This is a genomic window from Streptomyces sp. NPDC047315, assembly GCF_040643215.1.
Taxonomy (GTDB): Bacteria; Actinomycetota; Actinomycetes; order Streptomycetales; family Streptomycetaceae; genus Streptomyces.
The window spans coordinates 1-24,544 of record NZ_JBEYTZ010000014.1 but is presented as its reverse complement, the minus strand read 5'-3'; the positions used below and the strand labels follow the sequence as shown (position 1 = coordinate 24,544).

Annotated in this window: 26 protein-coding genes; 16 read left to right on the top strand and 10 right to left on the bottom strand. The window is 71.6% G+C overall.

What is annotated here, in order from left to right; genetic code table 11:
• The first annotated feature begins 40 nt into the window (after positions 1-40).
• From fabG to ABZ842_RS18020, 3 genes are all read left to right on the top strand, one after another.
• Positions 41-745, top strand: a complete 705-nt coding sequence (fabG, locus tag ABZ842_RS18030; protein WP_361537674.1) for a 3-oxoacyl-[acyl-carrier-protein] reductase — start codon at positions 41-43, stop codon at positions 743-745.
• Positions 746-749: 4 nt separating this feature from the next.
• The gene (gene fabI, locus ABZ842_RS18025; protein ID WP_361537673.1) at positions 750-1,523 is read left to right on the top strand and encodes an enoyl-ACP reductase FabI; all 774 of its coding nucleotides are present in this window, start codon (positions 750-752) and stop codon (positions 1,521-1,523) included.
• A gap of 187 nt (positions 1,524-1,710) precedes the next feature.
• Complete coding sequence (locus ABZ842_RS18020) at positions 1,711-2,154, top strand: hypothetical protein (protein ID WP_361537672.1); 444 nt, start codon at positions 1,711-1,713, stop codon at positions 2,152-2,154.
• Here ABZ842_RS18020 and ABZ842_RS18015 read toward each other — a convergent pair.
• Complete coding sequence (locus ABZ842_RS18015) at positions 2,126-2,812, bottom strand: FadR/GntR family transcriptional regulator (protein ID WP_361537671.1); 687 nt, start codon at positions 2,810-2,812, stop codon at positions 2,126-2,128. The two genes, ABZ842_RS18020 and ABZ842_RS18015, sit on opposite strands and share 29 nt — an antisense overlap.
• 154 nt (positions 2,813-2,966) lie before the next feature.
• On the opposite strand from ABZ842_RS18015, the gene ABZ842_RS18010 reads away from it, so the two are divergent.
• The 4 genes from ABZ842_RS18010 (at position 2,967) to ABZ842_RS17995 (ending at position 5,530) form a co-directional block, all read left to right on the top strand.
• Positions 2,967-4,331 carry an MFS transporter gene (locus ABZ842_RS18010; RefSeq protein WP_361537670.1) on the top strand — a complete coding sequence of 455 codons (1,365 nt, stop codon included), beginning with the start codon at positions 2,967-2,969 and terminating at the stop codon, positions 4,329-4,331.
• 4 nt (positions 4,332-4,335) lie between these two features.
• On the top strand, positions 4,336-4,455 hold the full coding sequence (locus ABZ842_RS18005) for an SGM_5486 family transporter-associated protein (protein ID WP_361537669.1): 120 nt from the start codon (positions 4,336-4,338) through the stop codon (positions 4,453-4,455).
• Positions 4,456-4,632: 177 nt separating this feature from the next.
• Positions 4,633-4,845: a hypothetical protein gene (locus ABZ842_RS18000; RefSeq protein WP_361537668.1), complete on the top strand. Its 213-nt coding sequence runs from the start codon at positions 4,633-4,635 to the stop codon at positions 4,843-4,845.
• Between the two features lie 124 nt (positions 4,846-4,969).
• Positions 4,970-5,530 carry a histidine phosphatase family protein gene (locus ABZ842_RS17995; RefSeq protein ID WP_361537667.1) on the top strand — a complete coding sequence of 187 codons (561 nt, stop codon included), beginning with the start codon at positions 4,970-4,972 and terminating at the stop codon, positions 5,528-5,530.
• Between the two features lie 84 nt (positions 5,531-5,614).
• Here ABZ842_RS17995 and serB read toward each other — a convergent pair whose 3' ends face one another.
• Entirely contained in the window at positions 5,615-6,838 is a 1,224-nt protein-coding gene (gene serB / locus ABZ842_RS17990) for a phosphoserine phosphatase SerB (RefSeq protein WP_361537666.1), read from the bottom strand.
• Positions 6,839-6,921: 83 nt separating this feature from the next.
• Positions 6,922-8,499: a streptophobe family protein gene (locus tag ABZ842_RS17985; RefSeq protein WP_361537665.1), complete on the bottom strand. Its 1,578-nt coding sequence runs from the start codon at positions 8,497-8,499 to the stop codon at positions 6,922-6,924.
• A 262-nt stretch (positions 8,500-8,761) separates the two neighbouring features.
• On the opposite strand from ABZ842_RS17985, the gene ABZ842_RS17980 reads away from it, so the two are divergent.
• Entirely contained in the window at positions 8,762-11,380 is a 2,619-nt protein-coding gene (locus ABZ842_RS17980) for an FHA domain-containing protein (RefSeq protein WP_361537664.1), read from the top strand.
• Positions 11,381-11,458: 78 nt separating this feature from the next.
• On the opposite strand, the gene ABZ842_RS17975 is transcribed toward ABZ842_RS17980, so the two are convergent.
• From ABZ842_RS17975 to ABZ842_RS17965, 3 genes are all read right to left on the bottom strand, one after another.
• Positions 11,459-12,205: a transglycosylase SLT domain-containing protein gene (locus ABZ842_RS17975; RefSeq protein ID WP_361537663.1), complete on the bottom strand. Its 747-nt coding sequence runs from the start codon at positions 12,203-12,205 to the stop codon at positions 11,459-11,461.
• Positions 12,206-12,516: 311 nt separating this feature from the next.
• The gene (locus ABZ842_RS17970; RefSeq protein ID WP_361537662.1) at positions 12,517-13,605 is read right to left on the bottom strand and encodes an S-adenosylmethionine:tRNA ribosyltransferase-isomerase; all 1,089 of its coding nucleotides are present in this window, start codon (positions 13,603-13,605) and stop codon (positions 12,517-12,519) included.
• A 47-nt stretch (positions 13,606-13,652) separates the two neighbouring features.
• The gene (locus tag ABZ842_RS17965; RefSeq protein WP_361537661.1) at positions 13,653-14,348 is read right to left on the bottom strand and encodes an SDR family NAD(P)-dependent oxidoreductase; all 696 of its coding nucleotides are present in this window, start codon (positions 14,346-14,348) and stop codon (positions 13,653-13,655) included.
• Positions 14,349-14,574: 226 nt separating this feature from the next.
• Here ABZ842_RS17965 and ABZ842_RS17960 point away from each other — a divergent pair, with 226 nt between their 5' ends.
• From ABZ842_RS17960 to ABZ842_RS17950, 3 genes are all read left to right on the top strand, one after another.
• Positions 14,575-15,720, top strand: coding sequence for a GAF domain-containing sensor histidine kinase (locus ABZ842_RS17960; protein WP_361537660.1), 1,146 nt, complete (start codon positions 14,575-14,577; stop codon positions 15,718-15,720).
• Entirely contained in the window at positions 15,713-16,357 is a 645-nt protein-coding gene (locus ABZ842_RS17955) for a response regulator transcription factor (protein ID WP_361537659.1), read from the top strand. The genes ABZ842_RS17960 and ABZ842_RS17955 overlap by 8 nt, the downstream gene beginning before the upstream one ends.
• Positions 16,358-16,509: 152 nt before the next feature.
• Positions 16,510-16,755: a chaplin gene (locus tag ABZ842_RS17950; RefSeq protein WP_361537658.1), complete on the top strand. Its 246-nt coding sequence runs from the start codon at positions 16,510-16,512 to the stop codon at positions 16,753-16,755.
• 434 nt (positions 16,756-17,189) lie between these two features.
• On the opposite strand, the gene ABZ842_RS17945 is transcribed toward ABZ842_RS17950, so the two are convergent.
• The gene (locus ABZ842_RS17945) at positions 17,190-17,984 is read right to left on the bottom strand and encodes a hypothetical protein (RefSeq protein ID WP_361537657.1); all 795 of its coding nucleotides are present in this window, start codon (positions 17,982-17,984) and stop codon (positions 17,190-17,192) included.
• Between the two features lie 198 nt (positions 17,985-18,182).
• Between ABZ842_RS17945 and ABZ842_RS17940 the strand changes: the two genes are divergently transcribed.
• The 4 genes from ABZ842_RS17940 to ABZ842_RS17925 all read left to right on the top strand — a co-directional run bounded on the left by ABZ842_RS17940 (position 18,183) and on the right by ABZ842_RS17925 (position 21,383).
• The gene (locus tag ABZ842_RS17940; protein WP_361537656.1) at positions 18,183-18,974 is read left to right on the top strand and encodes an ABC transporter ATP-binding protein; all 792 of its coding nucleotides are present in this window, start codon (positions 18,183-18,185) and stop codon (positions 18,972-18,974) included.
• Between the two features lie 110 nt (positions 18,975-19,084).
• Positions 19,085-19,513, top strand: a complete 429-nt coding sequence (locus tag ABZ842_RS17935) for an NfeD family protein (protein WP_361537655.1) — start codon at positions 19,085-19,087, stop codon at positions 19,511-19,513.
• Positions 19,514-19,601: 88 nt separating this feature from the next.
• Positions 19,602-20,552 (top strand): SPFH domain-containing protein, encoded by a 951-nt coding sequence (locus tag ABZ842_RS17930; protein ID WP_361537654.1) that lies wholly within the window; start codon positions 19,602-19,604, stop codon positions 20,550-20,552.
• Between the two features lie 54 nt (positions 20,553-20,606).
• On the top strand, positions 20,607-21,383 hold the full coding sequence (locus tag ABZ842_RS17925; RefSeq protein ID WP_361537653.1) for a sulfite exporter TauE/SafE family protein: 777 nt from the start codon (positions 20,607-20,609) through the stop codon (positions 21,381-21,383).
• Positions 21,384-21,443: 60 nt separating this feature from the next.
• On the opposite strand, the gene ABZ842_RS17920 is transcribed toward ABZ842_RS17925, so the two are convergent.
• The 3 genes from ABZ842_RS17920 to ABZ842_RS17910 all read right to left on the bottom strand — a co-directional run bounded on the left by ABZ842_RS17920 (position 21,444) and on the right by ABZ842_RS17910 (position 23,544).
• Positions 21,444-21,953 carry an HNH endonuclease gene (locus ABZ842_RS17920; protein ID WP_361537652.1) on the bottom strand — a complete coding sequence of 170 codons (510 nt, stop codon included), beginning with the start codon at positions 21,951-21,953 and terminating at the stop codon, positions 21,444-21,446.
• 211 nt (positions 21,954-22,164) lie between these two features.
• Positions 22,165-22,704 (bottom strand): YbhB/YbcL family Raf kinase inhibitor-like protein, encoded by a 540-nt coding sequence (locus tag ABZ842_RS17915; RefSeq protein WP_361537651.1) that lies wholly within the window; start codon positions 22,702-22,704, stop codon positions 22,165-22,167.
• Between the two features lie 57 nt (positions 22,705-22,761).
• A complete protein-coding gene (locus ABZ842_RS17910; RefSeq protein ID WP_361537650.1) occupies positions 22,762-23,544 on the bottom strand; it encodes a sporulation protein in 783 nt (260 codons plus the stop codon).
• An 83-nt stretch (positions 23,545-23,627) separates the two neighbouring features.
• Between ABZ842_RS17910 and ABZ842_RS17905 the strand changes: the two genes are divergently transcribed.
• On the top strand, positions 23,628-24,269 hold the full coding sequence (locus ABZ842_RS17905) for a DNA-3-methyladenine glycosylase (RefSeq protein WP_361537649.1): 642 nt from the start codon (positions 23,628-23,630) through the stop codon (positions 24,267-24,269).
• Positions 24,270-24,544: the final 275 nt, after the last annotated feature.

Genomic DNA, 24,544 nt, shown 5'->3' with positions numbered 1-24,544 from the left:
AGTACGGGGGAGACCCGTCCGCTATCGAAAGGGTGATCCGTTGAGCCGCTCGGTTCTTGTCACCGGAGGAAACCGGGGCATCGGCCTCGCCATCGCCCGGGCGTTCGCCGACGCCGGCGACAAGGTCGCCATCACCTACCGGTCCGGTGAGCCGCCGACGGGCTTCCTCGCCGTCCGGTGCGACATCACCGACGCCGAGCAGGTGGAGCAGGCGTACAAGGAGATCGAGGAGAAGCACGGCCCGGTCGAGGTGCTGGTGGCCAACGCCGGCATCACCCGGGACCAGTTGCTGATGCGGATGTCCGAGGAGGACTTCACCTCCGTCATCGACACCAACCTCACCGGAACCTACCGGGTGGTCAAGCGGGCCAACCGGGGCATGCTGCGCGCCAAGAAGGGCCGCGTGGTGCTGATCTCCTCCGTCGTGGGGCTGCTCGGCTCCGCCGGACAGGCGAACTACGCCGCGTCCAAGGCGGGCCTCGTCGGCTTCGCCCGCTCCCTCGCCCGCGAACTCGGCTCGCGGAACATCACCTTCAACGTCGTCGCGCCCGGCTTCGTCGACACCGACATGACGCAGGCGCTCACCGAGGAGCAGCGCGCGGGCATCCTCGCCCAGGTGCCGGTCGGCCGGTACGCACGCCCGGAGGAGATCGCCGCCGCGGTGCGCTTCCTCGCCTCCGACGACGCCTCGTACATCACTGGAGCCGTCATTCCCGTTGACGGCGGATTGGGCATGGGTCACTGATCACATGAGCGGAATCCTCGCCGGCAAGCGCATCCTCGTCACGGGCGTCCTCACCGACGCCTCGATCGCCTTCCACGCCGCGAAGGTGGCGCAGGAGGAGGGCGCCGAGGTCATCCTCACCGGCTTCGGCCGGCTCTCCCTCGTCGAGCGCATCTCCAAGCGGCTGCCGAAGCCCGCGCCCGTGATCGAGTTGGACGTCACCAACCAGGAGCACCTGGACGGGCTCGCGGACCGCATCCGCGAGCACTCCAGCGACGACACCGGGCTCGACGGCATCGTGCACTCGATCGCCTTCGGCCCGCAGAACGCCTTCAACTTCCTCCAGGCCGAGTGGGAGGACGTCTCCACCGCCGTCCACGTCTCCGCCTACTCCTACAAGGCGCTGGCCACGGCCTGTCTGCCGCTGATGGAGGAGCGCGGCGGCTCGGTCGTCGGCCTCACCTTCGACGCCACGGTCGCCTGGCCGGTCTACGACTGGATGGGCGTCGCGAAGGCGGCGCTGGAGTCCACCAACCGCTACCTGGCGCGCGACCTGGGCCCCAAGGGCATCCGCTGCAACCTGGTCTCGGCCGGCCCCCTCAAGTCGATGGCGGCGAAGTCGATCCCCGGCTTCGAGACCCTGGCGGACGGGTGGAACGAGCGGGCGCCGCTGGGCTGGGACCTGACCGACCCGGGCCCGGCGGGGCGCGGCATCGTCGGCCTGCTGTCGGACTTCTTCCCCAGCACGACGGGCTCGGTCGTCCACGTCGACGGCGGCGTGCACACGATGGGCGTCTAGCCCCCGGCCGGACGGCGCACGACGTCGACGCCCCGTTCCCCGCAGCGCGCGGGGGCGGGGCGTCGCCCGTTCGGCGCCCAGCGCGCGCGGTCCGCGCCGCGGCGGGGGAGGGTGGAGGAGCAACCCCCCTTGTGGTGCAGCCGAAGCGGCCCCGCGGGTCGTCGGTACGGCCGAGGAGGTCCCTGCTGTGCGTACTGTGCGGACGATCCTGCGCGCCGCCCCCGCCCCGGTCCTGGCGACCGTGCTGACGGGGGCGCTGTCGGGGGGCCTGCTGTGGGCGACGCCCCGGGCGGCGTCCCACGAACACGGCCCGGCGCGCGCACACGGCTCCGCCGACGAACGCGAAGAGCGTGAGGCGCGTGAGGTCCTCGAAGTACGCAAGAGGCAGCGCACGTACCGCGCCGACTGCCGCACCGAGGTCCGGGGCTCCCGGGCCTTCGCGTACTGCCACAACCCCTACCCCGTCGTCGACCGGGTCCGGCTCCACGTGGAGTGCGACCGCTGGTGGGACGTGGACGCGGACAGCGAACCCGCCGACGTCGGCCCCGCGCAGTACCGCGAGCTGACCGAGCGCTGCTGGAAGGAGGTCCGCGCGGTCTGGGTCAGCCACCAGCCCCTTGTAGACGGCTGAGGCACATGAAGGGGTAGCTCGCCGCCTCCGTCGCCGCGGTCTCGCCGTCACCGGCCCGGATGGCCTCCACGAGCCGGGCGTGGTCCATGTGGTGCTCCGGCCGCAGTTCGCTGCCCACGTCGTCGGCGAGCCACTGCCGCAGCACGTCGCCCAGGTCCGCGTACAACTCGCCCAGCACGTCGTTGTGCGCCGCGGCGACGACCGCGAGGTGGAAGGAGATGTCCGCGGCGACGAACTGCGCCGCGTCCCCGCTGGCCCACGCCTGCTCGCGGCGGACCAGCAGCGCGTCGAGCTGTCTGAGGTCCCGCTCGGTGCGCCGCTCCGCGGCCAGTCGGGCGGCGGTCGACTCCAGCGTGGAGCGCACCTCTGCGACGTGCCGGGGCGCGGCGTCCGCGAAGCGCCGGTGCATCACCCCGGCGAGTTCGCTGGTCGCGATGACGTACGTGCCCGAGCCCTGGCGGATGTCCAGCAGACCGTTGTGCGCGAGGGCGCGCACGGCCTCGCGGACGGTGTTGCGGGCGACCCCCAGCTCCTCGACGAGCTCCGGTTCGGTCGGAATGCGCGAGCCCACCGGCCACTCGCCCGACGTGATCTGGTTCCGCAGCTGGGCGATCACCTGATCGGTGAGGCCCGAGCGCCTGGGGGAGGTCAGCGACATGAGTGCTCCTAGGGGGCTTCTGGCGGATCGGGCTGGATCAGGGCCGAGCTGATAGACCGGTGCGGCCGGTGACGGCCGGTGCCTCCGCGGTCGGGATCATTATGGCGCCTACCGCATTGGACAACCAATCATCCCATGATTCTATGATGGTGCTATGTCGCCCTCCGAGCCCGCCGCGCCACCCGCGGCTCCGTCGCGCACGCAGCCGCCCGCCGGCCCCGCGCGCCCAGCGCCCGCGAGCCCCGAGCTCGGCGACCCGGCGCGGCCCTCCGTCTGGTACGTACGGCTCGTCATGGTCGCTGTGGTACTCGCGGCGCTGAACCTGCGCCCCGCCATCACCAGCCTCGGCGCGCTGCTGGAGGAGGCCCGCACCGGACTCCACATGAGCGGGGCCGTCGCCGGCGTCCTCACGTCCGTGCCCGCGATCACCTTCGCCGTCTTCGGCGTGGCCGCACCGCGCCTCGCCCGTCGCTTCGGGCCGGGCGCCGTGGTCTGCGCCGGCCTGGTCGCGATCGCGACCGGACTGCTGCTGCGCCCGTACGCAGGGGGCGCGGTCGGCTTCCTCGCCGCCAGCGCGCTCGCGCTCATCGGCATCGCCGTCGGCAACGTCCTGATGCCGGTGATCGTGAAGCGGTACTTCCCGGACCGCGTCGGCACCATGACCGGGCTGTACTCGATGGGGCTGGCGATCGGCACCTCGGTGGCCGCTGCCGCCACCGTTCCGCTGACGGGCGCGCTGGGCGGCAGCTGGCGGACCGGGCTCGCGGTGTGGGGGCTGCTCGCCGTGGTCGCCGTGGTGCCCTGGACGTACCTGCTCCTGCGCGACCGCGGGCGGGCCCGCGCGGTCCGCGAGCCGGCGGCCGAACCCGACCGGTCGGCCGGGCACCAGGCAGTGAAGTCCGCAGCAGAGCCGGCAGTGAAGCCGGCGGGGAAGATCGTGCGCAGCCCCACGGCGTGGGCGCTCGGCGGCTTCTTCGGCCTCCAGGCCACGGGTGCGTACATCACGATGGGGTGGATGCCGCAGATCTTCCGCGACGCCGGGGTGCCGGCCCAGACGGCGGGACTGCTGCTCGCGGTCACGATGGTGATGGGCGTGCCACTCGCGTTCGTCATTCCGCGGCTCGCCACCCGGTTCAGGACCCAGGGCCCCATCGCCGCCGTCCTCGGCCTCAGCGGACTGACCGGCTATGCCGGCCTCTTCTTCGCCCCCGCCGAGGGCGCCTGGGTCTGGGCCCTGCTGCTCGGCCTGTCGAACTGCGCCTTCCCGCTCGCCCTGACCATGATCGGCATGCGCGCGCGGACGTCCGCCGGGGTCGTCCGACTGTCCGCCTTCGCCCAGTCCACCGGCTATCTGATCTCCATCCCCGGGCCGCTGCTGGTGGGCGTCCTCTACGAGCACAGCGGCGGCTGGGACCTTCCGGTCGCCCTGATGGCGGCGCTGCTGGTGCCGCAGATCGCGCTCGGGCTGCTCGCGGGCAGGGACCGCACGATCGAGGACGAGACGGGGATGCGAGACTGAGGCCATGCAACCAGTTCTCGAACCGAACCCCCAGAACGGACAGAAGAAGCTGCTGCTCGTCTTCGCGACGATGATCGGCTTCTTCGTGGTGGTCGGCGTCATCGCGACCATCGCCTCGCCCTGATCCGACAGTTGGCGCCCGGGGCGTGCTGACACCCGGATGGTGGGGCTGGCCCCACCATCCCCTAGGGGGCCAGGGTCAGGGGTAAGTGGGTGGCTTGCCGGATGGGTTCCGCGGGGCGTGCTCCGTACGGTGGAAGCAATCCCGCCGGACCTGCGCAGAGCCCCCGAGGAGGCGTCCATGTCGGCCCCCAGCCCCGCGTCCACCCCCGTCCGGGGCGGTGTCCACCAGCACGTCAGCAGCCGGCTGCCCTGGTGGGGCCTGGTGCTGCCGATCCTCGCCTTCGTGATCCTGCTCGCCCTGATGGCCGAGCCGGCCCAGGCGCAGCCGCCGGGCGGCCAGTCGGCGGTCGGCCCCTTGCTGGACTCCCTGAGGTTCCTGCTGTCCCACTGATCCCGGGCCCGCCCGAGGCCGCCGGGGCAGTGCCGTCCGGCCTGCACCTTCGCCCCCTTCGGTCCCGGGTTTCGACGCCCAACACCCCGCGCCCGTCGGCTCATTTCGTGCGAAGCTGGAGAGCATGAGCGTCGCCACGTCTTCCGGAGGCTCGTCCTCTGGATCCTCCGTATCTCCCGAAGCCCGTAGGATCGTCCTGCTCCGGCACGCGAAGGCCGACTGGCCGGACGTCTCCGACCACGAACGTCCCCTCGCCGAGCGCGGGCGCAAGGACGCCCCCGTCGCGGGCCGCAAGCTCGCGGACTCCGGCATCGCCTTCGACCTCGCCCTCTGCTCGACGGCGGCCAGAACGCGCGAGACGTGGAAGCTCGCCGTCGGCGAGTTGCCCTCCCGGCCCAAGACCGTCTACGAGGAGCGGTTGTACGAGGCGTCGCTCGGCGAGCTGATCGCCGTGCTGAACGAGGTCTCCGACGAGGTGAAGGACCTCCTCCTCATCGGCCACAACCCCGGGATGCACGCCCTGGCCGACGCGCTCTCCGGCGAGGTCGAGGGCGATCTGCTGCCCCGGATGAACCGCAGCGGATTCCCCACCGCCTCCTTCGCGGTCGTCGGCTTCAACGGCTCCTGGAAGTCCGTCGAGCACGGCGTCGGCACCCTGACGGACTTCTGGACGCCGCACGGCTGAGCGACCCGTCCGGCCGACACCACGGGCCCCGGCGCACAAGTGCGCCGGGGCCCGTGAACGGCTGGGGGCGGGGGAGAGCGGGGCTCAGTGTTCGACGGCCGCTTCGCTCTCGGCGTCCGCGGCCTCGACCTCCTCGCGGGTGATGCCCAGCAAGTACAGCACCGTGTCCAGGAACGGCACGTTCACCGCGGTGTGCGCCGCCTGCCGCACCACGGGCTTGGCGTTGAACGCCACCCCCAGCCCCGCCGCGTTCAGCATGTCCAGGTCGTTCGCGCCGTCGCCGATGGCCACCGTCTGCGCCAACGGCACCCCCGCCTCCGCGGCGAACCTCCGCAGCAGCCGCGCCTTGCCCGCCCGGTCCACTATCTCCCCGGTGACCCGACCGGTGAGCTTGCCGTCCACGATCTCCAGGGTGTTCGCCGAGGCGAAGTCCAGCCCGAGACGCTCCTGCAGGTCGTCCGTCACCTGGGTGAAGCCGCCCGAGACGACCCCCACCTGGAACCCGAGCCGCTTCAACGTACGGATCAGCGTCCGGGCGCCCCGGGTCAGCCGCACCTCGGAGCGCACCTTGTCCACCACCGAGGCGTCCAGCCCCGCCAGCAGCGCCACCCGGGCGTGCAGCGACTGCTCGAAGTCCAACTCCCCGCGCATCGCCGCCGCCGTGACCTCGGCGACCTCGTCCTCACAGCCCGCGTGGGCCGCGAACAGCTCGATGACCTCGTCCTGGATCAGCGTGGAGTCGACGTCCATGACGACCAGCCGCTGGGCCCGGCGGTGCAGCCCCGCCGAGACCACGGCCACGTCGACCCCGATCTGCGCGGCCCGGGTCACCAGCGCGGTCCGCAGCGCCTCCGTCTCCGCGCCCGAGACCGCGAACTCCACGGCCGTCACCGGATACTTGGCGAGTCGGAAGATGCGGTCGATGTTCCCGCCGGTCTCGGTGATCCGCGCCGCTATGGCGGCGGTCGACTCCGCGGTCAGCGGATGGCCGAGCACCGTGACGTGGGAACGCCCGCTCCCGCGCGGCCTGTTGTCCCCCGTGCCCGAGATGATCTCCGCCTGGAGCTTCAGGGACTCGGCCCAGCTGTGCACGGTGGCCCTCAGATCGCCCTCGTCGCCCGGCCGTGTCGGCGCGCTGACCAGGGCGCACAGCACCAGCCGGCCCCGTGAGACGACCTGCTCGATGTCGATGACGTCCACCGCATAGGCCGCGAGTGTGTCGAACAGTCCTGCGGTGATCCCCGGCCGGTCCTTCCCGAAGATCTTCACCAGAAGGGTACGTACGTCGGAATTCTGCGAAGCGCTCATGGTGTCTCCACCGTAACCGCGAAAGGTTACGGCGAGACGACGCGTCCCGGCTGCTGGACACCGTCAGGCCCGCCGCGCGCAGGTCAGCCAGCGGGCTCCCGGTCGCCCCGACCGCCCTCCTCCGGCGGTGGGGGACGGCGCAGATAGGGGTTGGTGTCCGGGTTCGGCGGCCGGTAGGGAGCGCTCGGATCGTATGGCCCCGGATCGTACGACTGAGCGATGGGCCCTTCCGCCGCTGCCCGTAGCGCCGCACCCCGTCGGACGGCGGCGTGCACCAGCAGCGCCCCCGCCCCGCCGGCTCCCGCCCCCCACGCCGCACCGAGCAGCGCCGCCGCACCGAGGTCGCCGTGGAGTTCGACGGCTGCCCCGAACGCGTCGACGCCGAGGACCGAGAGCGAGGCGCCGACGGAGACGCCCGTCAGCCACACCGCGAGCGGCAGCGCCAGCGCGCCCAGCGCCCCGAGCCGTAGCGCGCACCGCGCCGCGAACCCGAGCGCGCCGCCCGTCGCGCCCGTGCCCCCCGGCCCGAGCGGGGTGCGCGCCGCCGCGAGGACCCCCGTGTGCAGCATCATCACGGCGGTCGCCACCGCCAGCAGCCACACCGCCCCGTCCAGTTCCGCCAGTCGGGCGACGGTCACGGGCTCGTCCCCCGATACGCGCAGGTACTCGTCCAACGGATCCGGCAGCAGGCGCGCCAGGTCACCGTCGGCCCGGCCCTCCCACGGCACGAACAGCCCCAGCGGGATGCCCAGCCACACCCCGTTCGGGGCGCCGAGCAGCGCGGAGCCGGCGATCAGCTTCGGGTTCTCGTCGCCGATCGCCGCGTACCCCGCAGCCGCGTACCCGGCGAGCACGGCGACGACGGCCACCGAGACCAGCGCCGAAGCGGCCGGCCGCAGCGGGCGGACCAGTCCGTCCAAGGAGCGCGGCAGCGGTGCCCGCCGCCCCGCCAGCAGCGCGATGACCAGCACCCCGACGACCCACACCAGCGCCGCGAGCAGCGAAGGACCCGTCTCGACGCGGTAGCCGACCGACGCCTGTGCGTCCACGAGGTCGCCCAACCGGTCCGGCAGCAGCCCGCCGAGGTCACCGACGCCCGGAACGTCCACGTCAGGAAGGTCGACGTCGCCGATGCCGGGCAGCTCGACGCCGCCGTCGGAAGCGCCGCCGGAGCCCAGCTTCCCGCCGTCGAAGGTGATCGCCTCGTGCCCGGCCCACGCGAGGCCGGCGGTCACCGCGACGAACAGTGCGACCACGGCGCCCGCCCGGGCGGCGAGTTCGCTCCCCGGGACGTACACCCTCGCCCGCCGCAAACTGCGCAGGAAGACGTACGCCAGCAGCAGTGCCCCGACCAGGCTCACCCCGAGCGGCGTGATGTCGATCGCCGTCCGCGCCCCGGCCCCTTCCAGGCCGAACGCGGACACGTCTCCCGACGGCTCGACCGAACCGCCCACCGCGAGTACGACCACCGCCGCGGTCATCGGGCCGAGCGACCCGGACGCGTCCGCCTCCAACAGGTGCAGCCCCAGCGCCGCCACCCCGGCCATCCCGACGAACGCCCAGCTCACCGCGGCGACGGCGGACAGCACCACCTCGCCCCACGGCACCCGAGCCGCACGGCCGGCGCCGGTCGTGCCGTCGATGCGGTCGGCGTCGCGCACGAGACCCGCCCCCCCGAAACCCACAGAGCCGAACTGCCGCTTGTGTCCACCGGCCGCCGCGGCATGCTCGCACCCCGCCGCGGCACGGGACGGCTACCACTGTCCGCGCCCGCCCCGCTGTCGTCAACGGGCCGTCCCCACAAGGCACTTGAGGGCCGCCACCAGCCCGACTACCAGCTACGGGGCCGCGCCTGAAATAGTTCCCCCCATTGTTCGCCATCCCTAGACTCCCCGTGGCGGGGGTAATTCGGGGGACAAGCTAGTGGGGCATGGAGTGCGAGAACTCGTACTGGAATTGAACGGAAGGACCTGGACGCTCGACCCGTCCAGGTCGTACACCCTCGGTCGGGATCCCCAAGGGGACGTGGTCTTCGAGGACGCCCGGGTCTCCTGGCGGCACGCCAGCATCAGCTGGAGCGGGCGCGGCTGGGTGATCGAGGACCACGGCAGCACCAACGGCACGTACGTGGAGGGCCATCGGATCCAACAGACCGAGATCGGGGCCGGCTCGGCGGTACGGCTGGGCAACGCCACCGACGGGCCGCGGCTGGGCCTCTCCGCCCCGCCCGCGAGCGCCCTCGGCGCACCGTCCGCGACTGCGGCTGCGGCGCCTTCGGTCGCGCCCGTCGCGGCTCAGGCCGCGCCGGCGCAACCGGCTCAGGCCGCGCCCCACGGCCAACCGCCGCAGGGCTGGCCACAACCACAACAGCAGCAGCAACACCACATACCGAACCAGCACCAGGCGCCGCACCAGGCTCAGCAACAACCCGTGCCGCAGCACCTGCCGCACATACCCCCTCAACACGGAGCCGCGCAGCCGGCGCACGGCGGGGCCGCGGGGGCCCCGCCCGTGTACGGCGACCGCAGCCCCACCACCTTCCACCAGCTGGCGCTCGGCCGCGTCATGCGCATCGGCCGCGCCCTGGAGAACGAACTCGTCGTCGCCGACCTCCAGGTCTCGCGCCACCACGCCGAGTTCACCGCCACCCCCGACGGCCGCTTCCAGCTGCGGGACCTCGGCTCGCACAACGGCACCTACGTCAACGGCCAGCCGATGGCCAAGTCCCAGACCGTCGTCATCGGACCGGGCGACATCGTCGGCGTCGGCCACTCCACCTTCCGGATCGTCGGCGACCGGCTGGAGGAGTTCGTCGACACCGGAGAGGTCACCTTCTCCGCCCGCAACCTCACGGTCACCGTCGACGGCGGCAAGCAGATCCTGCGGGACGTCTCCTTCGGCGTCCCGGAGAAGTCCCTGATCGGCGTGATCGGCCCCTCCGGGTCCGGCAAGTCGACCCTCCTCAAGGCCCTCACCGGCTACCGCCCGGCGAACCAGGGCGACGTCCTCTACGACGGCCGGAGCCTGTACAAGCAGTTCGCCGAGCTCCGCCAGCGCATCGGCCTGGTCCCGCAGGACGACATCCTCCACAAGGAGCTGACCGTCCTCAAGGCGCTGCGCTACGCGGCCAAGCTCCGCTTCCCCGGCGACACCGCCGCCGCGGAGCGCGAGGCCCGCATCGAGGAGGTGCTGCGCGAGCTGAAGCTCGACATCCACAAGGACAAGAAGGTCACCTCCCTCTCCGGCGGCCAGCGCAAGCGGGTCTCCGTCGCGCTGGAGCTGCTGACCAAGCCGTCGCTGATCTTCCTGGACGAGCCGACCTCCGGCCTCGACCCCGGCATGGACCGCGACGTGATGACGCTGCTGCGCGGACTCGCCGACGACGGCCGCACCGTCCTGGTGGTGACCCACTCCGTCGCCGAGCTGAACCAGTGCGACAAGCTGCTGGTGATGGCGCCCGGCGGCGCGGTCGCCTACTTCGGCCCGCCCGGCGAGGCCCTGAACTTCTTCGGCTACGGCACCTGGGCCGACGTCTTCTCCGCGTTCGAGAACTACCGCGACTACGACTGGGCCGGCCGCTGGCGCGGCTCGCAGCACTACCAGATGTACGCGGCGGAAGCGGGCGGCGAGCAGACCGGCGCCGCCCAGGCCGTCAGCCTGCCCTCACCGCAGCAGATCCGCCCGCCGAAGCCGCAGAGCTGGGGCGCCCAGCTCTTCACGCTGATGCGCCGCTACCTCGCCGTCATCCGCTCCGACAAGGGCTTCATGGCCCTGATGCTGATCCTGCCGGCCGTCCTCGGCCTGGTCAGCGTGGTCATCCCGGCCGACTACGGCCTCACGGCCCCCGACGACGGCAAGGCGCGGTTCAACAGCGAGGCCGGCACGATCATGCTGATCCTCGCGGTCGGCATGTGCTTCTCCGGCGCGGCGAACTCGGTGCGCGAGCTGATCAAGGAACGGGTGATCTACGAGCGCGAGCGCGCCACCGGCCTGTCCCGCTCCGCGTACCTGATGTCCAAGGTGCTCGTGCTCGGCCTGATCACGGCCGTCCAGGGCGTGATCATCTGCGGCATCGGCTTCGCCACCCGCGAGCTGCCCGCCGAGGGCCTGCTGATGCCGCCGGCCGTCGAGATGTGCCTGGTGGTCATCGCCCTCGGCTTCACCTCGATGATGTTCGGCCTGGTGATCTCCTCGCTGGTCAAGACCGCCGAGAAGACCATGCCGCTGCTGGTGATGTTCGCGATCGTCCAGGTCGTCTTCACCGGCATCCTCTTCAAGGTGTACGGCTCGCCGGGCCTGGAGCAGTTCGCCTACCTCATGCCCTCCCGCTGGGCCATCGCGGGCACCGCCAGCACCCTGGACCTCGGACGGCTGATGCCGCCGTGGGACCAGGAGAACCCCGGCGACCTCGACCCGCTGTGGGAGGCCAGCGCGGGCCAGTGGGGCATGAACGTCGGAGTGCTGCTGGCCATCGGCGTGGTCTGCGGCATCGTGGTCGCCCGGCTGCTGCGCCGGCACGAGCCGGAGGTCATGCGCAAGTAGCGACCGGCCCCGCATACGCGCCGAGGGCGGCACCCCTTTCGCGGGGTGCCGCCCTCCGGCGTCTGCGTGTCCCTCGGCTCAGTAGGCGCCGAAGACGTTGTCGATCGAGCCGTAGCGGTCGGCGGCGTAGTTGGCCGCGGCCACGATGTTGGCGACCGGGTCGTACAGGTCGAACTTGGTGCCGGCCACGTGGTACGTGTTGAAGGTCGGCTGGATGACCTGGAGCAGGCCCTTGGACGGGATGCCGTTCTGGGCGTTGATGTCCCAGTTGTTGATCGCGTTCGGGTTGCCGCTGGACTCCCGCATGATGTTGCGGTGCAGACCCTCGTAGGAACCCGGGATGTCGTGCTTGTCCATGATGGACATGGCCTCGCGGATCCAGCCGTCGAGGTTGTTCGGGAAGGACTTCGGCGCGGCGGCGGCGACCTCCTTCGCGACCGGCTTGGCGGCCTCGACGACCTGCGCGGCCTTCTTCTCGACCTCGGCCTTCTTGGCGGCGGCCTCGGCCGCGGCCTTCTGCACCGCGGCATCGGCGGCGGCCTTGGCGTCCTTCTCGGCCTGCACGGCGCCCTGCACGGCCTCCTGGACCTGGGCGTCGATGCTGGACTTCTGGGCCTCCAGGCCCGTCTTGAGGACGCCCGCCTGGACGGCCTCGGTGTTCAGGGTCGCGGCGGCGGCCGGGGCGGCGGAGGTGACCGTGGCGGCCTGCGCCTCGGTGGCGCCACCGGGCACCAGGGAGAGGGTGACAGCTGCAACACCGGCGGCGGCGATACCGGCGATCGAGACCTTGCGGGCCTTGGTCATACGGATACTGGTCGCGGACATACAGACGTACCTCTTCGAATCGGGGAAGTCGCAATCAGCTCGCCGGAATGGCGCTGCGCTCCACGGCGGGCGGCGACGAGAGGTAATTCTTAGCGCCAGCAAAAACCCATGGCAATCATGTGACGTACGACCCTGGATAGTGGAGAAGGGCGCCGAGAAGGCGCCCTTCCTACCGCTCAATCCCCGCTCACAGGGTCTTTATATCTCCACTAGGTGGATTCGTAAGTGACCTGCGTCCTATGCCCGGGCTCACATCGAGCCCCCTTCGATTTCACAATGAGTTGCACCAGCAACTCAATGAGTGAGGACTCTTATCGATGGTCATCCGGGAGGACGAGATGCACGTCCCCGAACTCATGCCACAGATAGCGGCCCCGTAGCGCCGCCTCATACGCACGGACGAGGGCCGGCCGCCCCGCGATCGCCTCCAGCATCAGCAGATGCGAGGCCGCGGGCTCGTGCAGCCCGGTCAGGAGCCCGTCCACCACGCGCACCCCGCGCTCGGGGGTGACCACCAGGTCCGTCCACCCCACCGCCGCCTGCACCACCCCGCGCCCGCCCGCCCCCGCCCCCGGCCCCGCCGTCCGCGCCGCCGCGGACTCCAGCGCCCGTACGGCCGTCGTCCCCACCGCCACCATCCGGCCACCGCCCGCCCGGGCCGCGTTCACCAGCCACGCCGTGGTCGCCGGCACCGCGTACCGCTCCGGATACGGCGGCTCGTGCGCCTCCGCCGACGCCACCCCCGTGTGCAGCACGACCGGCGCGAACTGCACCCCCCGACTCACCAGCTCCGCCACCAGACCCGCGGTGAAGGGCCGCGCCGCACTCGGCATCTCCGCCGACCCCGCCCCGTCGGGGGAGGGGAGCGCGAAGACCGTCTGGTATGCCGACAGCGGCTGGTCACGCAGGGTGTACGCGTAACGGATCGGCCGCCCGTACCGGCGCAGCAGCCCCGGCACCGGCACCGACACCTCCGCCCACCACAGCCGGTCAGCCCCCGGTGACAACGGCCGCACCAGCACCAGCCGCGCCCCGCCCGGCAGCCGCACCGCGGCGCCCACCGGCCCGCCCGCGCGCCGCCGGGTGCTCCCCGCCCCGTCCGGCTCCCGCAGCTCCACGGCCCACCGGCCGTCGTCCCCGCGCGTGGAGAAGTGGACGACGACCGGCGCGCCGCCCAGCCGGCCGTTCACGGCCGCGGGCAGCGTGGCGGAGGTGTTCACCACCAGGACGTCCCCGGCCCGCAGCAGCGCGGGCAGCGCACGGAAGGAGTGGTGGGACACCCGCTCCCCGCGCGACACCAGCAGCCGCACGTCGTCCCGGCCGGCGCCCCGCACCTCCGCCGGCACCCGCGCCGACAGCCCGTCGGGCACCGCCAGCGACTCCAACGCCGGCTCCACCACCGCGGCGGCCCCCACCCCCTGGTGACGACAGGGGCCGCCCCGGCCGCTCACACCGACCCCAAGAGCGCCGGCGCCCCGTACCGCCCGCTCACCGGGCGCTCGTCCAGCAGCCGCAGGAAGCCCGGGACCACCGACTCGGGCGTCGGTCGCGGCTCGCCGTCGTCCGGCACCGCGGCGGCGTACAGATCGGTGTCCATGTCACCCGGGTCCACCGCCCACACCCGCAGTCGCGGCTCCTCGACCCCGAGGACCGCGGCCAGGTGGTCCAGCGCCGCCTTCGACGCCCCGTAGCCGCCCCACGTCTCGTACGCCTCCGCCGCCGCGTCCGAGCTGACCGCGATCACCGTCCCCGCCGGCGACTCCCGCAGCAGCGGCAGCGCCTCCTGGACCAGGCCCAGCGCCGCCACCACGTTCGTCTCCAGCGCCGTGCGCAAACCGTCCAGGGACTGCTCGTCCAACCGCACCAAGGGCTCCGCCCCCAGCACGCTCGCATTGCTCACCAACAGGTCCAGACCGCCGAGCCGCCGCGCCGCCGCCACCAGCTCACCGCGGTGCACGGCGTCCGTCACGTCCCCCGCGACCGCCACCACCCGCGTCCCGTGCACCCCCACCCGCTCGGCGCTCTCCGCCAGCACGGCCGCCGTCCTGGCGCTCAGCACCAGGTCCCAACCGCGCTCGGCCAGCGCCAGCGCCAGCGCCCGTCCCAGCCCCTTCGAACCACCCGTGATCAGCGCTACCGGCATGTCGGCCATCCCCTCGTGTTCCGTGCTCTGGTCGCCCGCGCCTGACGCGGGCCCGGGCGCGGGACACGCCGACGCCCGACGCCCCCACCGTAAGAAGGGGTCACGGCCCGCCACCTCGTCCCCGAGACCCCATCCGACAAGGCACTTCGACCTAGGACCCGAGCCCTAAGCGGACGCCGTCGACGGGCCGATACGCACGGTCACCTCCGCCGGTACCGTGAGGTCCATGAGCCATCGACCCAGCTCCGGCCTCTCGGCCGTGAGCACCGCACTGCTCGCCATGAGCCGGCACCTGGAGGTCCGCGACGTCCTCAAGACGATCGTGGCCTCGGCGCGGGAGCTGCTGGACGCGGAGTACGCGGCCCTGGGCGTCCCCGACGACCACGGCGGCTTCGCCCAGTTCGTGGTCGACGGCGTCAGCGACGCCCAGTGGAAGGCGATCGGCCCGCTGCCCCGGCAACACGGCGTCCTCGCCTCGATGCTCCGCGACGCCCGCACCGAACGCCTCGCGGACGTGCGCCAGGACCCCCGCTTCGGCGGCTGGCCCAGCGCCCACCCCGAGCTGTCCGACTTCCTCGGCCTGCCCATCAAGGACGGCGACGAGATCATCGGCGCCCTCTTCCTCGCCAACAAGCGCTGCCCGAGGACGGACGGCGGCTGCGGCTTCACCGAGACGGACGAGGAACTGCTCTCGATACTCGCCCAGCACGCGGCCATCGCCCTCACCAACGCCCGGCTGTACGAACGCAGCCGCGAACTGACCATCGCCGAGGAGCGCTCCCGCCTCGCCCACGAACTCCACGACGCCGTCAGCCAGAAGCTCTTCTCCCTGCGGCTGACCGCACAGGCCGCCGCAGCCCTCGTCGACCGCGACCCCGGCCGCGCCAAGGGCGAACTCCAGCAGGTCGCCGCCCTCGCCGCGGAAGCCGCGGACGAGCTGCGGGCCGCCGTCGTCGAACTGCGCCCCGCCGCCCTCGACGAGGACGGCCTGATCAACACCCTGCGCACCCAGATCCAGGTGCTCGACCGCGCCCACTCGGCCCGGGTCACCTTCGACACCTGCGGCACCAAGGCCCTGCCCGCCGCCCAGGAGGAGGCCCTCCTACGCGTCGCCCAGGAAGCCCTCCACAACGCACTGCGCCACTCCGAGGCCGACCGCGTCGACGTGGTCCTCGCCCGCCGCGGCCAGGGCGCCGTCCTCAGCATCACCGACAACGGCAAGGGCTTCGAGCCCCGCACGGTCCGCCGGGCCGGCCGGCACCTGGGCCTGGTCTCCATGCGCGACCGCGCGAGCGGCGTCGGCGGCCGGCTCCGCGTCCACTCCGCGCCCGGCAAGGGCACCACGATCGAAATGGAGGTCCCCGGTGGGTGACCGAAAGATCCGGGTCCTACTCGTCGACGACCACCAGGTAGTCCGCCGCGGACTGCGGACGTTCCTGGAGATCCAGGACGACATCGAGGTCGTCGGCGAGGCCGGCGACGGCGACGAGGGGGTCGCCCGCGCCGAGGAACTGAAGCCGGACGTCGTCCTCATGGACGTCAAGATGCCCGGCACCGACGGCATCGAGGCCCTGCGCCGGCTGCGCGAGCTGGCCAACCCGGCGAAGGTCCTCATCGTCACCAGCTTCACCGAACAGCGCACCGTCGTCCCCGCCCTGCGCGCCGGCGCCTCCGGATACGTGTACAAGGACGTCGACCCCGAAGCGCTCGCCGGAGCCATCCGCTCCGTACACGCCGGGCACGTGCTCCTCCAGCCGGAGGTCGCCGGGGCCCTGCTCACCCAGGACGACCCCGCCACCGGCACCGGCCGCGGCAGCAGCCTCACCGAACGGGAGCGCGAGGTCCTCGGCCTGATCGCCGACGGCCGCTCCAACCGGGAGATCGCCCGCGCCCTCGTCCTCTCCGAGAAGACCGTCAAGACGCACGTGTCGAACATCCTGATGAAACTCGACCTGGCGGACCGCACCCAGGCCGCGCTCTGGGCCGTACGCCACGGCCTGACCAGCTGACCCGGGCGTCCCGCCGGGGTTCCCCGTTGATCGGAGATTCATACTGTCGGGTGGACATCACCCGGACGGCGCATCCTGACCGTCCGTTCGCCGTTCTCCAGTGCGTGCCGCGGCGGACCCGCCGCGGCGAACGCCCAGTGAGGATGACCCACGTGAAGAACCTGAAGAAGGCCGCCGCCATCACCATGATCACCGGCGGTCTCGTCGCCGCCGGCGCCGGCATCGCCTCCGCGACCCCCGGCGCTCACGCGCACGGCGCCGCGACCAACTCCCCGGGCGTCGCCTCGGGCAACGCGGTCCAGGTCCCGGTCCACGTCCCGGTGAACGTCTCCGGCAACTCGATCAACGTGATCGGCCTCCTCAACCCCGCCTTCGCCAACGCCGCGGTCAACGGCTGACCTCCACCCGCCCGTTTCCCCGCGCCCCGTGCACCCAGGGGCGCGGGGTGACCCCCAGCGCTCTGAAAGCCTGTCCTCCAGCCCGCAGATATGTGACGGGGGAAGTCAAACAGGGGCGCGGGGAACTGCGCGACAAACCACAACGAACGGTTGGCCGCGCGATATCGGTCCGTCCCGAGTGGGTAGGCGCTTTGGGGCGCTGGGGGTCCCACCGTGCCCGCAGGGCGCAGGTGGGGGTTCCCCCACGCCCCTGGGCGTAGGGGGAGGAACCGCGCGACAAGCCACTGCGGACGGTTCGCCGCACGACGGCAGGTCGTCCCGAATGGGTGGGCGACAAGGGGCGCGAGAGCGTGCGTGGCCAACCACGACGAAACCGCCAGCCGCCAGCCGGCACCCCGCATCGCGTGCCCATGCGCAGGCTGGAGCGGGCGCGCCTACACCCCCCGCTCCAGCCCCTCCACGTAGGAGTTGTACGCAGCGACCCGCGCCCGCCGAGCCACCCGCTCCACCGGCCTCAGCGCCTCCCCCCGCGCCGCCATCTCCGACGCGCTCACCGCACCGCCGTGCCCCCGCTCGTGCGCCAGCGCAATCAGCAGCCCCACGCGCTGCGCCAGTTCCCACACCCGTACCGCCCGCGGCGGATACCCCGGGGCCAACCCGGCCCGCCCCGCCTCCGCACGCGCCCGGTACGCGTCGATCGCCGCCTCCGCCACCGGCCCCGACGCCGCCACGTCGAGCCGCGACAGCGTCGCCGTCGCCTCCCGAAGCCCCTCCGCCAACTCCCGTTCCGCCTCGCCGAGGGACGGCACGTCCGCCGGCATCGCCTCCCGCACCGGCAGGCACTCCCAGACGACCTCCACGTGCAGATCGCCCGGTGAACCCGCCTCGTGCACCTGCGGCACCAGCCCGTACGGCGCGCCGTACCCGACGACCGCCTCCTCCGCCTCCAGCGCCCGCGCATTGAACTCCGGCGGCCCGCTGAGCCCCAGCGGATGCCCCGGCACCGGCAGCGCGACCCGCCACCCGCTGACCCCGAGCGACCGCAGCCGCCCCAGCGCCAACGTCAGCCCGACCGGCCCCGACTCGCCCGGCAACCCCGTCACCCGGTGCACCGCGTCGTCGCCGACGATCGCCTCCACCGCGTCGTCGGGCGACACGGCCCCGGCCAACAGGGCGTTGCCCCACGCGGCCAGCCGTCCTGAACGTGGTTCCGAAGGATCCAAGAGCATGCCCCCAGCCTAAGGACACGGCGCCGACGCCCCCAAGTGCGACCGCCGCCACCACCCGTGCACCGACCAAGGATCGGACCGGGGCGCCGGCCCGTCCCACCGGTGGCGTAGATTTCACTGAGGGGGCCGCCCACCGGCGTCAAGCCCTCGCGACCTGAACACGACTGCATCACGACTGCATGGGGAGACAACGCGCTCATGAGCGATGTACTGGAGCTGGTGGACGTATCCGTGGTCCGCGACGGACGCGCTCTGGTGGACGACGTCTCCTGGTCCGTCAAGGAAGGGGAGCGCTGGGTCATCCTCGGTCCCAACGGCGCGGGCAAGACCACCCTGCTCAACCTCGCGTCCAGCTACCTCTTCCCGACCACCGGCACCGTCCGCATCCTCGACGAACGCCTCGGCGATGTTGATGTTTTTGAACTCCGCCCCCGCATCGGCGTGGCCGGCATCGCCATGTCGGAGAAGCTGCCCCAGCGCCAGACGGTCCTGCAGACCGTGCTGACCGCGGCGTACGGCATGACCGCCACCTGGCACGAGGACTACGACCCGATCGACGAGGAGCGCGCCCGCGCCTTCCTCGACCGCCTCGGCATGACCGAGTACCTGGACCGCCGGTTCGGCACCCTCTCCGAGGGCGAGCGCAAGCGCACCCTGATCGCCCGCGCCATGATGACCGACCCCGAACTCCTCCTCCTCGACGAGCCCGCCGCCGGGCTCGACCTCGGAGGCCGCGAGGACCTGGTCCGCCGCCTCGGCCGGCTCGCCCGGGACCCGCTGGCCCCCTCCATGATCATGGTCACGCACCACGTCGAGGAGATCGCCCCCGGCTTCACCCACGTCCTGATGATCCGCCAGGGCAAGGTGCTCGCCGCCGGCCCCATCGAGATGGAGCTGACCTCCCGCAACCTCTCCCGCTGCTTCGGCCTCCCCCTGGTGGTGGAACACACGGCCGACCGCTGGACCGCCCACGGCCTCCCCCTGGGCTAGACCCTCTCTTACGGACTCTTACGGATCTTGCTGGGCTCCGATCCGGCCCGATCCCCTTCCGGGGCCGATGCCCCCTGTCCCGAGCCGACCGGCGCACCTACCATGACCATGTGGAAATCGACGCATGGGTGTGGTGGCTGATCGGCGCGGTCGGACTGGGCATTCCGCTCGTCATGACGGCGATGCCCGAATTCGGCATGCTGTCGGCGGGCGCGGTCGCCGCGGCCGTCGTCGCGGCGCTCGGCGGCGGGATCGTCGCCCAGGTGCTCGTCTTCGTGGTCGTCTCCGTCGCGCTCATCGCCGTCGTCCGACCCCTGGCCGCCCGGCACCGCACGGGACGCCCGGAGTTCAGCAGCGGAGTGGACGCGCTGAAGGGCCGTCAAGCGGTCGTACTGGAACGGGTCGACTCCAACGGAGGCCGGATCAAGCTGGCCGGCGAGGTGTGGTCGGCCCGCCCGCTCGACTCCGCGATGAGCTTCGAGCCGGGCCAACAGGTCGACGTGGTCGAGATCGACGGCGCCACGGCCGTCGTCATGTGACCGGAACGGCCCCCATACCGGCCTCCGATCTGGGAAACTCGATCATCATCACACCATCATCCGGCAGCGAAGGAACACGGGGAACGCGATGCAACCGATCATCATCGTCCTGATCATTTTGGTGGTGCTGGTCTTCATCGCCCTGATCAAGACGATCCAGGTCATCCCGCAGGCCAGCGCAGCCATCGTCGAACGGTTCGGCCGCTACACCCGCACCCTGAACGCCGGCCTGAACATCGTGGTCCCGTTCATCGACTCCATCCGCAACCGCATCGACCTGCGTGAACAGGTCGTCCCCTTCCCGCCGCAGCCGGTGATCACCCAGGACAACCTGGTCGTCAACATCGACACCGTCATCTACTACCAGGTCACCGACGCCCGCGCCGCGACCTACGAGGTCGCCAGCTACATCCAGGCCATCGAGCAGCTGACCGTCACCACCCTGCGGAACATCATCGGCGGCATGGACCTGGAGCGGACCCTCACCTCCCGCGAGGAGATCAACGCGGCCCTGCGCGGCGTCCTCGACGAGGCCACCGGCAAGTGGGGCATCCGCGTCAACCGCGTCGAGCTGAAGGCCATCGAGCCGCCCACCTCCATCCAGGACTCGATGGAGAAGCAGATGCGCGCCGACCGGGACAAGCGCGCCGCCATCCTCACCGCCGAAGGCATCAGGCAGTCGCAGATCCTCACCGCCGAAGGCGAGAAGCAGTCCGCCATCCTGCGCGCCGAGGGCGAGGCCAAGGCCGCCGCCCTGCGCGCCGAGGGCGAGGCCCAGGCCATCCGGACCGTCTTCGAGTCCATCCACGCCGGCGACCCGGACCAGAAGCTGCTCTCGTACCAGTACCTCCAGATGCTCCCGAAGATCGCCGAGGGTGACGCCAACAAGCTCTGGATCGTCCCCAGCGAGATCGGCGACGCCCTCAAGGGCCTCTCCGGCGCCTTCGGCAACCTCGGCAACGGCGCCCCCGGCTTCAACACCGGCACCAAGGCCCCCGGCACCGGCGTCGAGCGCCGAGAAGAACCCCCCGTCGACTAGGACCGCCGCCACTTGGCATGATCGGTGCTCACCGCACCGATCATGGGGGGCCACGTGACCATCTGGGAGATGCTCGCCGTCTTCGCGGCGGGCATCAGCGCCGGGACGATCAACACCATCGTCGGCTCCGGCACCTTGATCACCTTCCCGGTGCTCCTCGCCGTCGGCCTGTCGCCCGTCACCGCCACCGTCTCCAACGGCCTCGGCCTGGTCGCCGGCTCCATCAGCGGCGCCATCGGCTACCGCGCCGAGCTCACCGGCCAGCGCCGCCGCGTACTGCGCCTCGCCGCCGTCGCCACCGTCGGCGGCGTCACCGGCGCCGCCCTGCTGCTCACCCTCCCCAGCACGGCCTTCGAGACGATCGTCCCGATCCTGGTCACCCTCGCCCTCGCGCTGGTGATCCTCCAGCCCCGGATCTCCGCCGCCGTCCAACGCCGACGCGAGGCCAACGGCACCACCGCCCACCCCGACGGCGGCCCCCTGCTGCTCGTCGGCATCCTGCTGGCCAGCGTCTACGGCGGCTACTTCACCGCAGCCCAGGGCATCATCTACATGGCCCTGATGGGCATGCTGATCAACGACACCCTCCAGCGCCTGAACGCCACGAAGAACATCCTCGCCGCCGTCGTCAACAGCGTCGCCGCGGTCTTCTTCCTCTTCGTCGCCGACTTCGACTGGACCGCCGTCGCCCTGATCGCCGTCGGCTCCACCATCGGCGGCCAGCTGGGCGCCAAGGTCGGCCGCAAACTCTCCCCGAAGTTCCTGCGCGTCCTCATCGTCGTGGTCGGCACCGTCGCCCTCGTCCAGCTCGTCCTGTACCGCTACGGCTGAGCCGCCACGAGCACGCACGACGAAGGGCCCGTCCCCGTACGGGAACGAGCCCTCGAAGCGTCAAGCAGCAGGTCGGGCCTTCAGCCACGCCGGCAGCGCGGTCCGCTCGCCGACCCGCATCCCCAGCAGCATCGCATCCGCCGGAGACGGCACGAACGGCTCGAACAGCAGCGGCATCCCCGCCTGCTCCGGCGTACGGTCCGCCTTGTGGTGGTTGTCCTCGGCACAGGAGGCCACCGTGTTCAGCCAGCTGTCCGCACCACCGTGCGACCGCGGCACCACGTGGTCCACGGTCGTGGCGCGCCTACCGCAGTAGGCGCACCGGTGCTGGTCCCGCACCAGCACCCCCCTGCGCGACCACGGAGCCTGTCTTCGGAACGGCACCCGCACGTACCGGCAGAGCCTGATCACCCGGGGCACCGGTAGGTCCACCGCGGCGGCGCGCACACGGAGGTCGGGGTGGGCCTGTTCCACGACCGCCTTGTCCTGGAGCACCAGCACCACCGCACGGTTCAGCGTCACCGTGGACAGCGGCTCAAAGCTCGCGTTCAGCACCAGCGTGTCCCGCATCTTCCCCCGCCTCCGTTCACCGGCCCGGCGCCCCCCGCGGGCCCCGGATGGATCAACTCTGGCTGGGCAGGCCGAGATGGACAACGCAATATCCACGCCCTCCGGGAGCCCTGGAGACCGCCGGTGGAGAAAAAACTGCCCTGTCCTGATCTCTCCAAGACCAGGACAGGGCAAACAACAGTCGAACTACCAGTACGACCGCGGGGGAGCGTCAGCCGGCTGCCGGAACCTCGTACTCCCCGACGAGCTGGGCGCGGCCCAGCGTGTGGAACCGCAGATTGAACCCGACCACCGCGGGCGACACGTCGGCGTCCGGCCCCAGCTTCTCGCTGTCCACCGCGTACACAGTGAACACATAGCGGTGCGGCCCGTCGCCCGCCGGGGGAGCGGCGCCGCCGAAGTCCTTCGACCCGTAGTCGTTCCGTACGTGCACGGCGCCGGCCGGCAACCCCTCCAAGGAGCCGCTGCCCGCACCGGCCGGCAGCTCCGTCACCGACGCCGGAATGTCGAAGAGCACCCAGTGCCAGAACCCGCTGCCCGTCGGCGCGTCCGGATCGAAGCAGGTCACCGCGAAGCTCTTGGCACCGGCGGGGAAGCCCTCCCATCGCAGGTGCGGCGAGACGTTCCCCTCCGCGTAGACCTGATCGGCCTTGAGCACCGCCCCCGGCGCCACGTCATCGCTCACCACGGTGAACGACGGCACCTCGGGGTGGAAGTCATGCGGCAGAGGGGCCCTCTTCTGCTCGGTCACGTCCGAACCTTCCGTTCGCAGTCCAGTAGTGCGGTAGTGCCCGACCCTAGGGCTTCGTCAGAGCCAGTTGCGCCGGCCCCCGACGTCGGCGAGCCACTGGTTCAGATACGCGGCCCAGTCCGTCGACGCGTAGTCCTGGTGCCCGACCTTGAATGCCTTGTACGAGTCGCTGCCCTCGCTGAACAGCCCCGGCTTCTTGTCCATCTCCACGACGACGTCCATCCCGCGGTCGTCGGCGACGAACGACACCTCGACCTGGTGCAGCCCCCGGTACTGCTGCGGCGGGTAGAACTCGATCTCCTGGTAGAACGGCAGCCGCTGGCGGGTGCCCCGGATCTGCCCGCGCTCCATGTCCGCGCTCTTGAAGCGGAAGCCGAGCTGGATGAACGCGTCCAGGATCGCCTGCTGCGACGGCAGCGGGTGCACCTGGATCGGGTCCAGGTCGCCCGAGTCCACCGCACGCGCGATCGCCAGCTCCGTCGTCACCCCGATGTCCATCCCGCGCAGCTGCTGCCCGGCGATGGCGGTGACCGGCGTCTCCCAGGGGATCTCCAGCCCGAACGGCACCACGTGCACCGCCCCGGCCTTCACCTCGAACGCGCCGCCGAGCTGCTGCTTGACGAACTCGATGTTCTGCTTGACCTCCTGGTCGCCGCTCTCGACTTCGACGCGCGCCTGCAGACCGACGGACAGCGCCTCGATCTGCTGGTCGACCGAACCGCCCTGGATCCGCACCTCGCCCTGGACGACACCGCCGGGCACGACGTTCTCCTCGGTGAGCACCGTCTCCACCGAGGCACCGCCTGCACCCAGGCTGGCGAGCAGCTTCTTGAAGCCCATTCCCGTTCCACTCCCTTAGCTATTGCCTCGTCGACTCAAACGCACGGCGCCCCCAACCGGTTCCACCGGTACCCTCGGACGCCATGATCGAGCGCCCCGACCGTACGCCCATCCCTCGGTCGTTCTTCGACCGCCCCGTCCTCGACGTGGCACCGGAGCTCCTCGGCTGCACTCTGGTGCGCCGCACCGACGACGGTCTGATGGAACTGCGCATCACCGAGGTCGAGGCGTACGCGGGCGAGGTCGACCCCGGCTCCCACGCCTACCGCGGCCGGACCCCGCGCAACGAGGTCATGTTCGGCCCGCCCGGACACGCGTACGTCTACTTCACCTACGGCATGTGGCACTGCCTCAACGTCGTGTGCGGCCCGGAGGGCCGGGCGAGCGGTGTACTGCTGCGCGCAGGGGAGATCCTGGAGGGCAAGGAGCTCGCTCGCAAACGTCGAGTCTCGGCCCGATACGACAAGGAACTGGCCAAAGGCCCGGCGCGCCTCGCGACCGCCCTCGACGTCGACCGCGCCCTCAACGGCACCGACCTCTGTACGGACGGCGACGCCCCCCTGACTCTCTACCCGGGCCAGGCGCCCGCCTCTGACCTGGTGCGCAACGGCCCCCGCACCGGAGTGGGCGGCGACGGAGCACATCACCCCTGGCGCTACTGGATCAACGGGGACCCCACGGTCAGCCCGTACCGGGCCCACGCGCCGCGCAAGAGGGCAACTTGACTCGTCGATCCGAGCCGCCTAACGTAGCCCGAGCCGCTTGAGACGGGGCCTGCTGTTCAGCACCCCGGAGCGGCCATCCACTACTCACGACGAACCCAAACGGGTGCGATTTCGGCATGCCGAAATTCAATCCCAAACACTCGATTATGAGTCGCCGGGGAAATCGGTTAACGTAGTGAACACGCCGAAAGGCAAAAGGCCACTCCAATCGGCCACCTGATCGAAATCGAAGTCCGGAAACGGACCGGGAAAAAGATCTGGTAAGGTTGGAAACG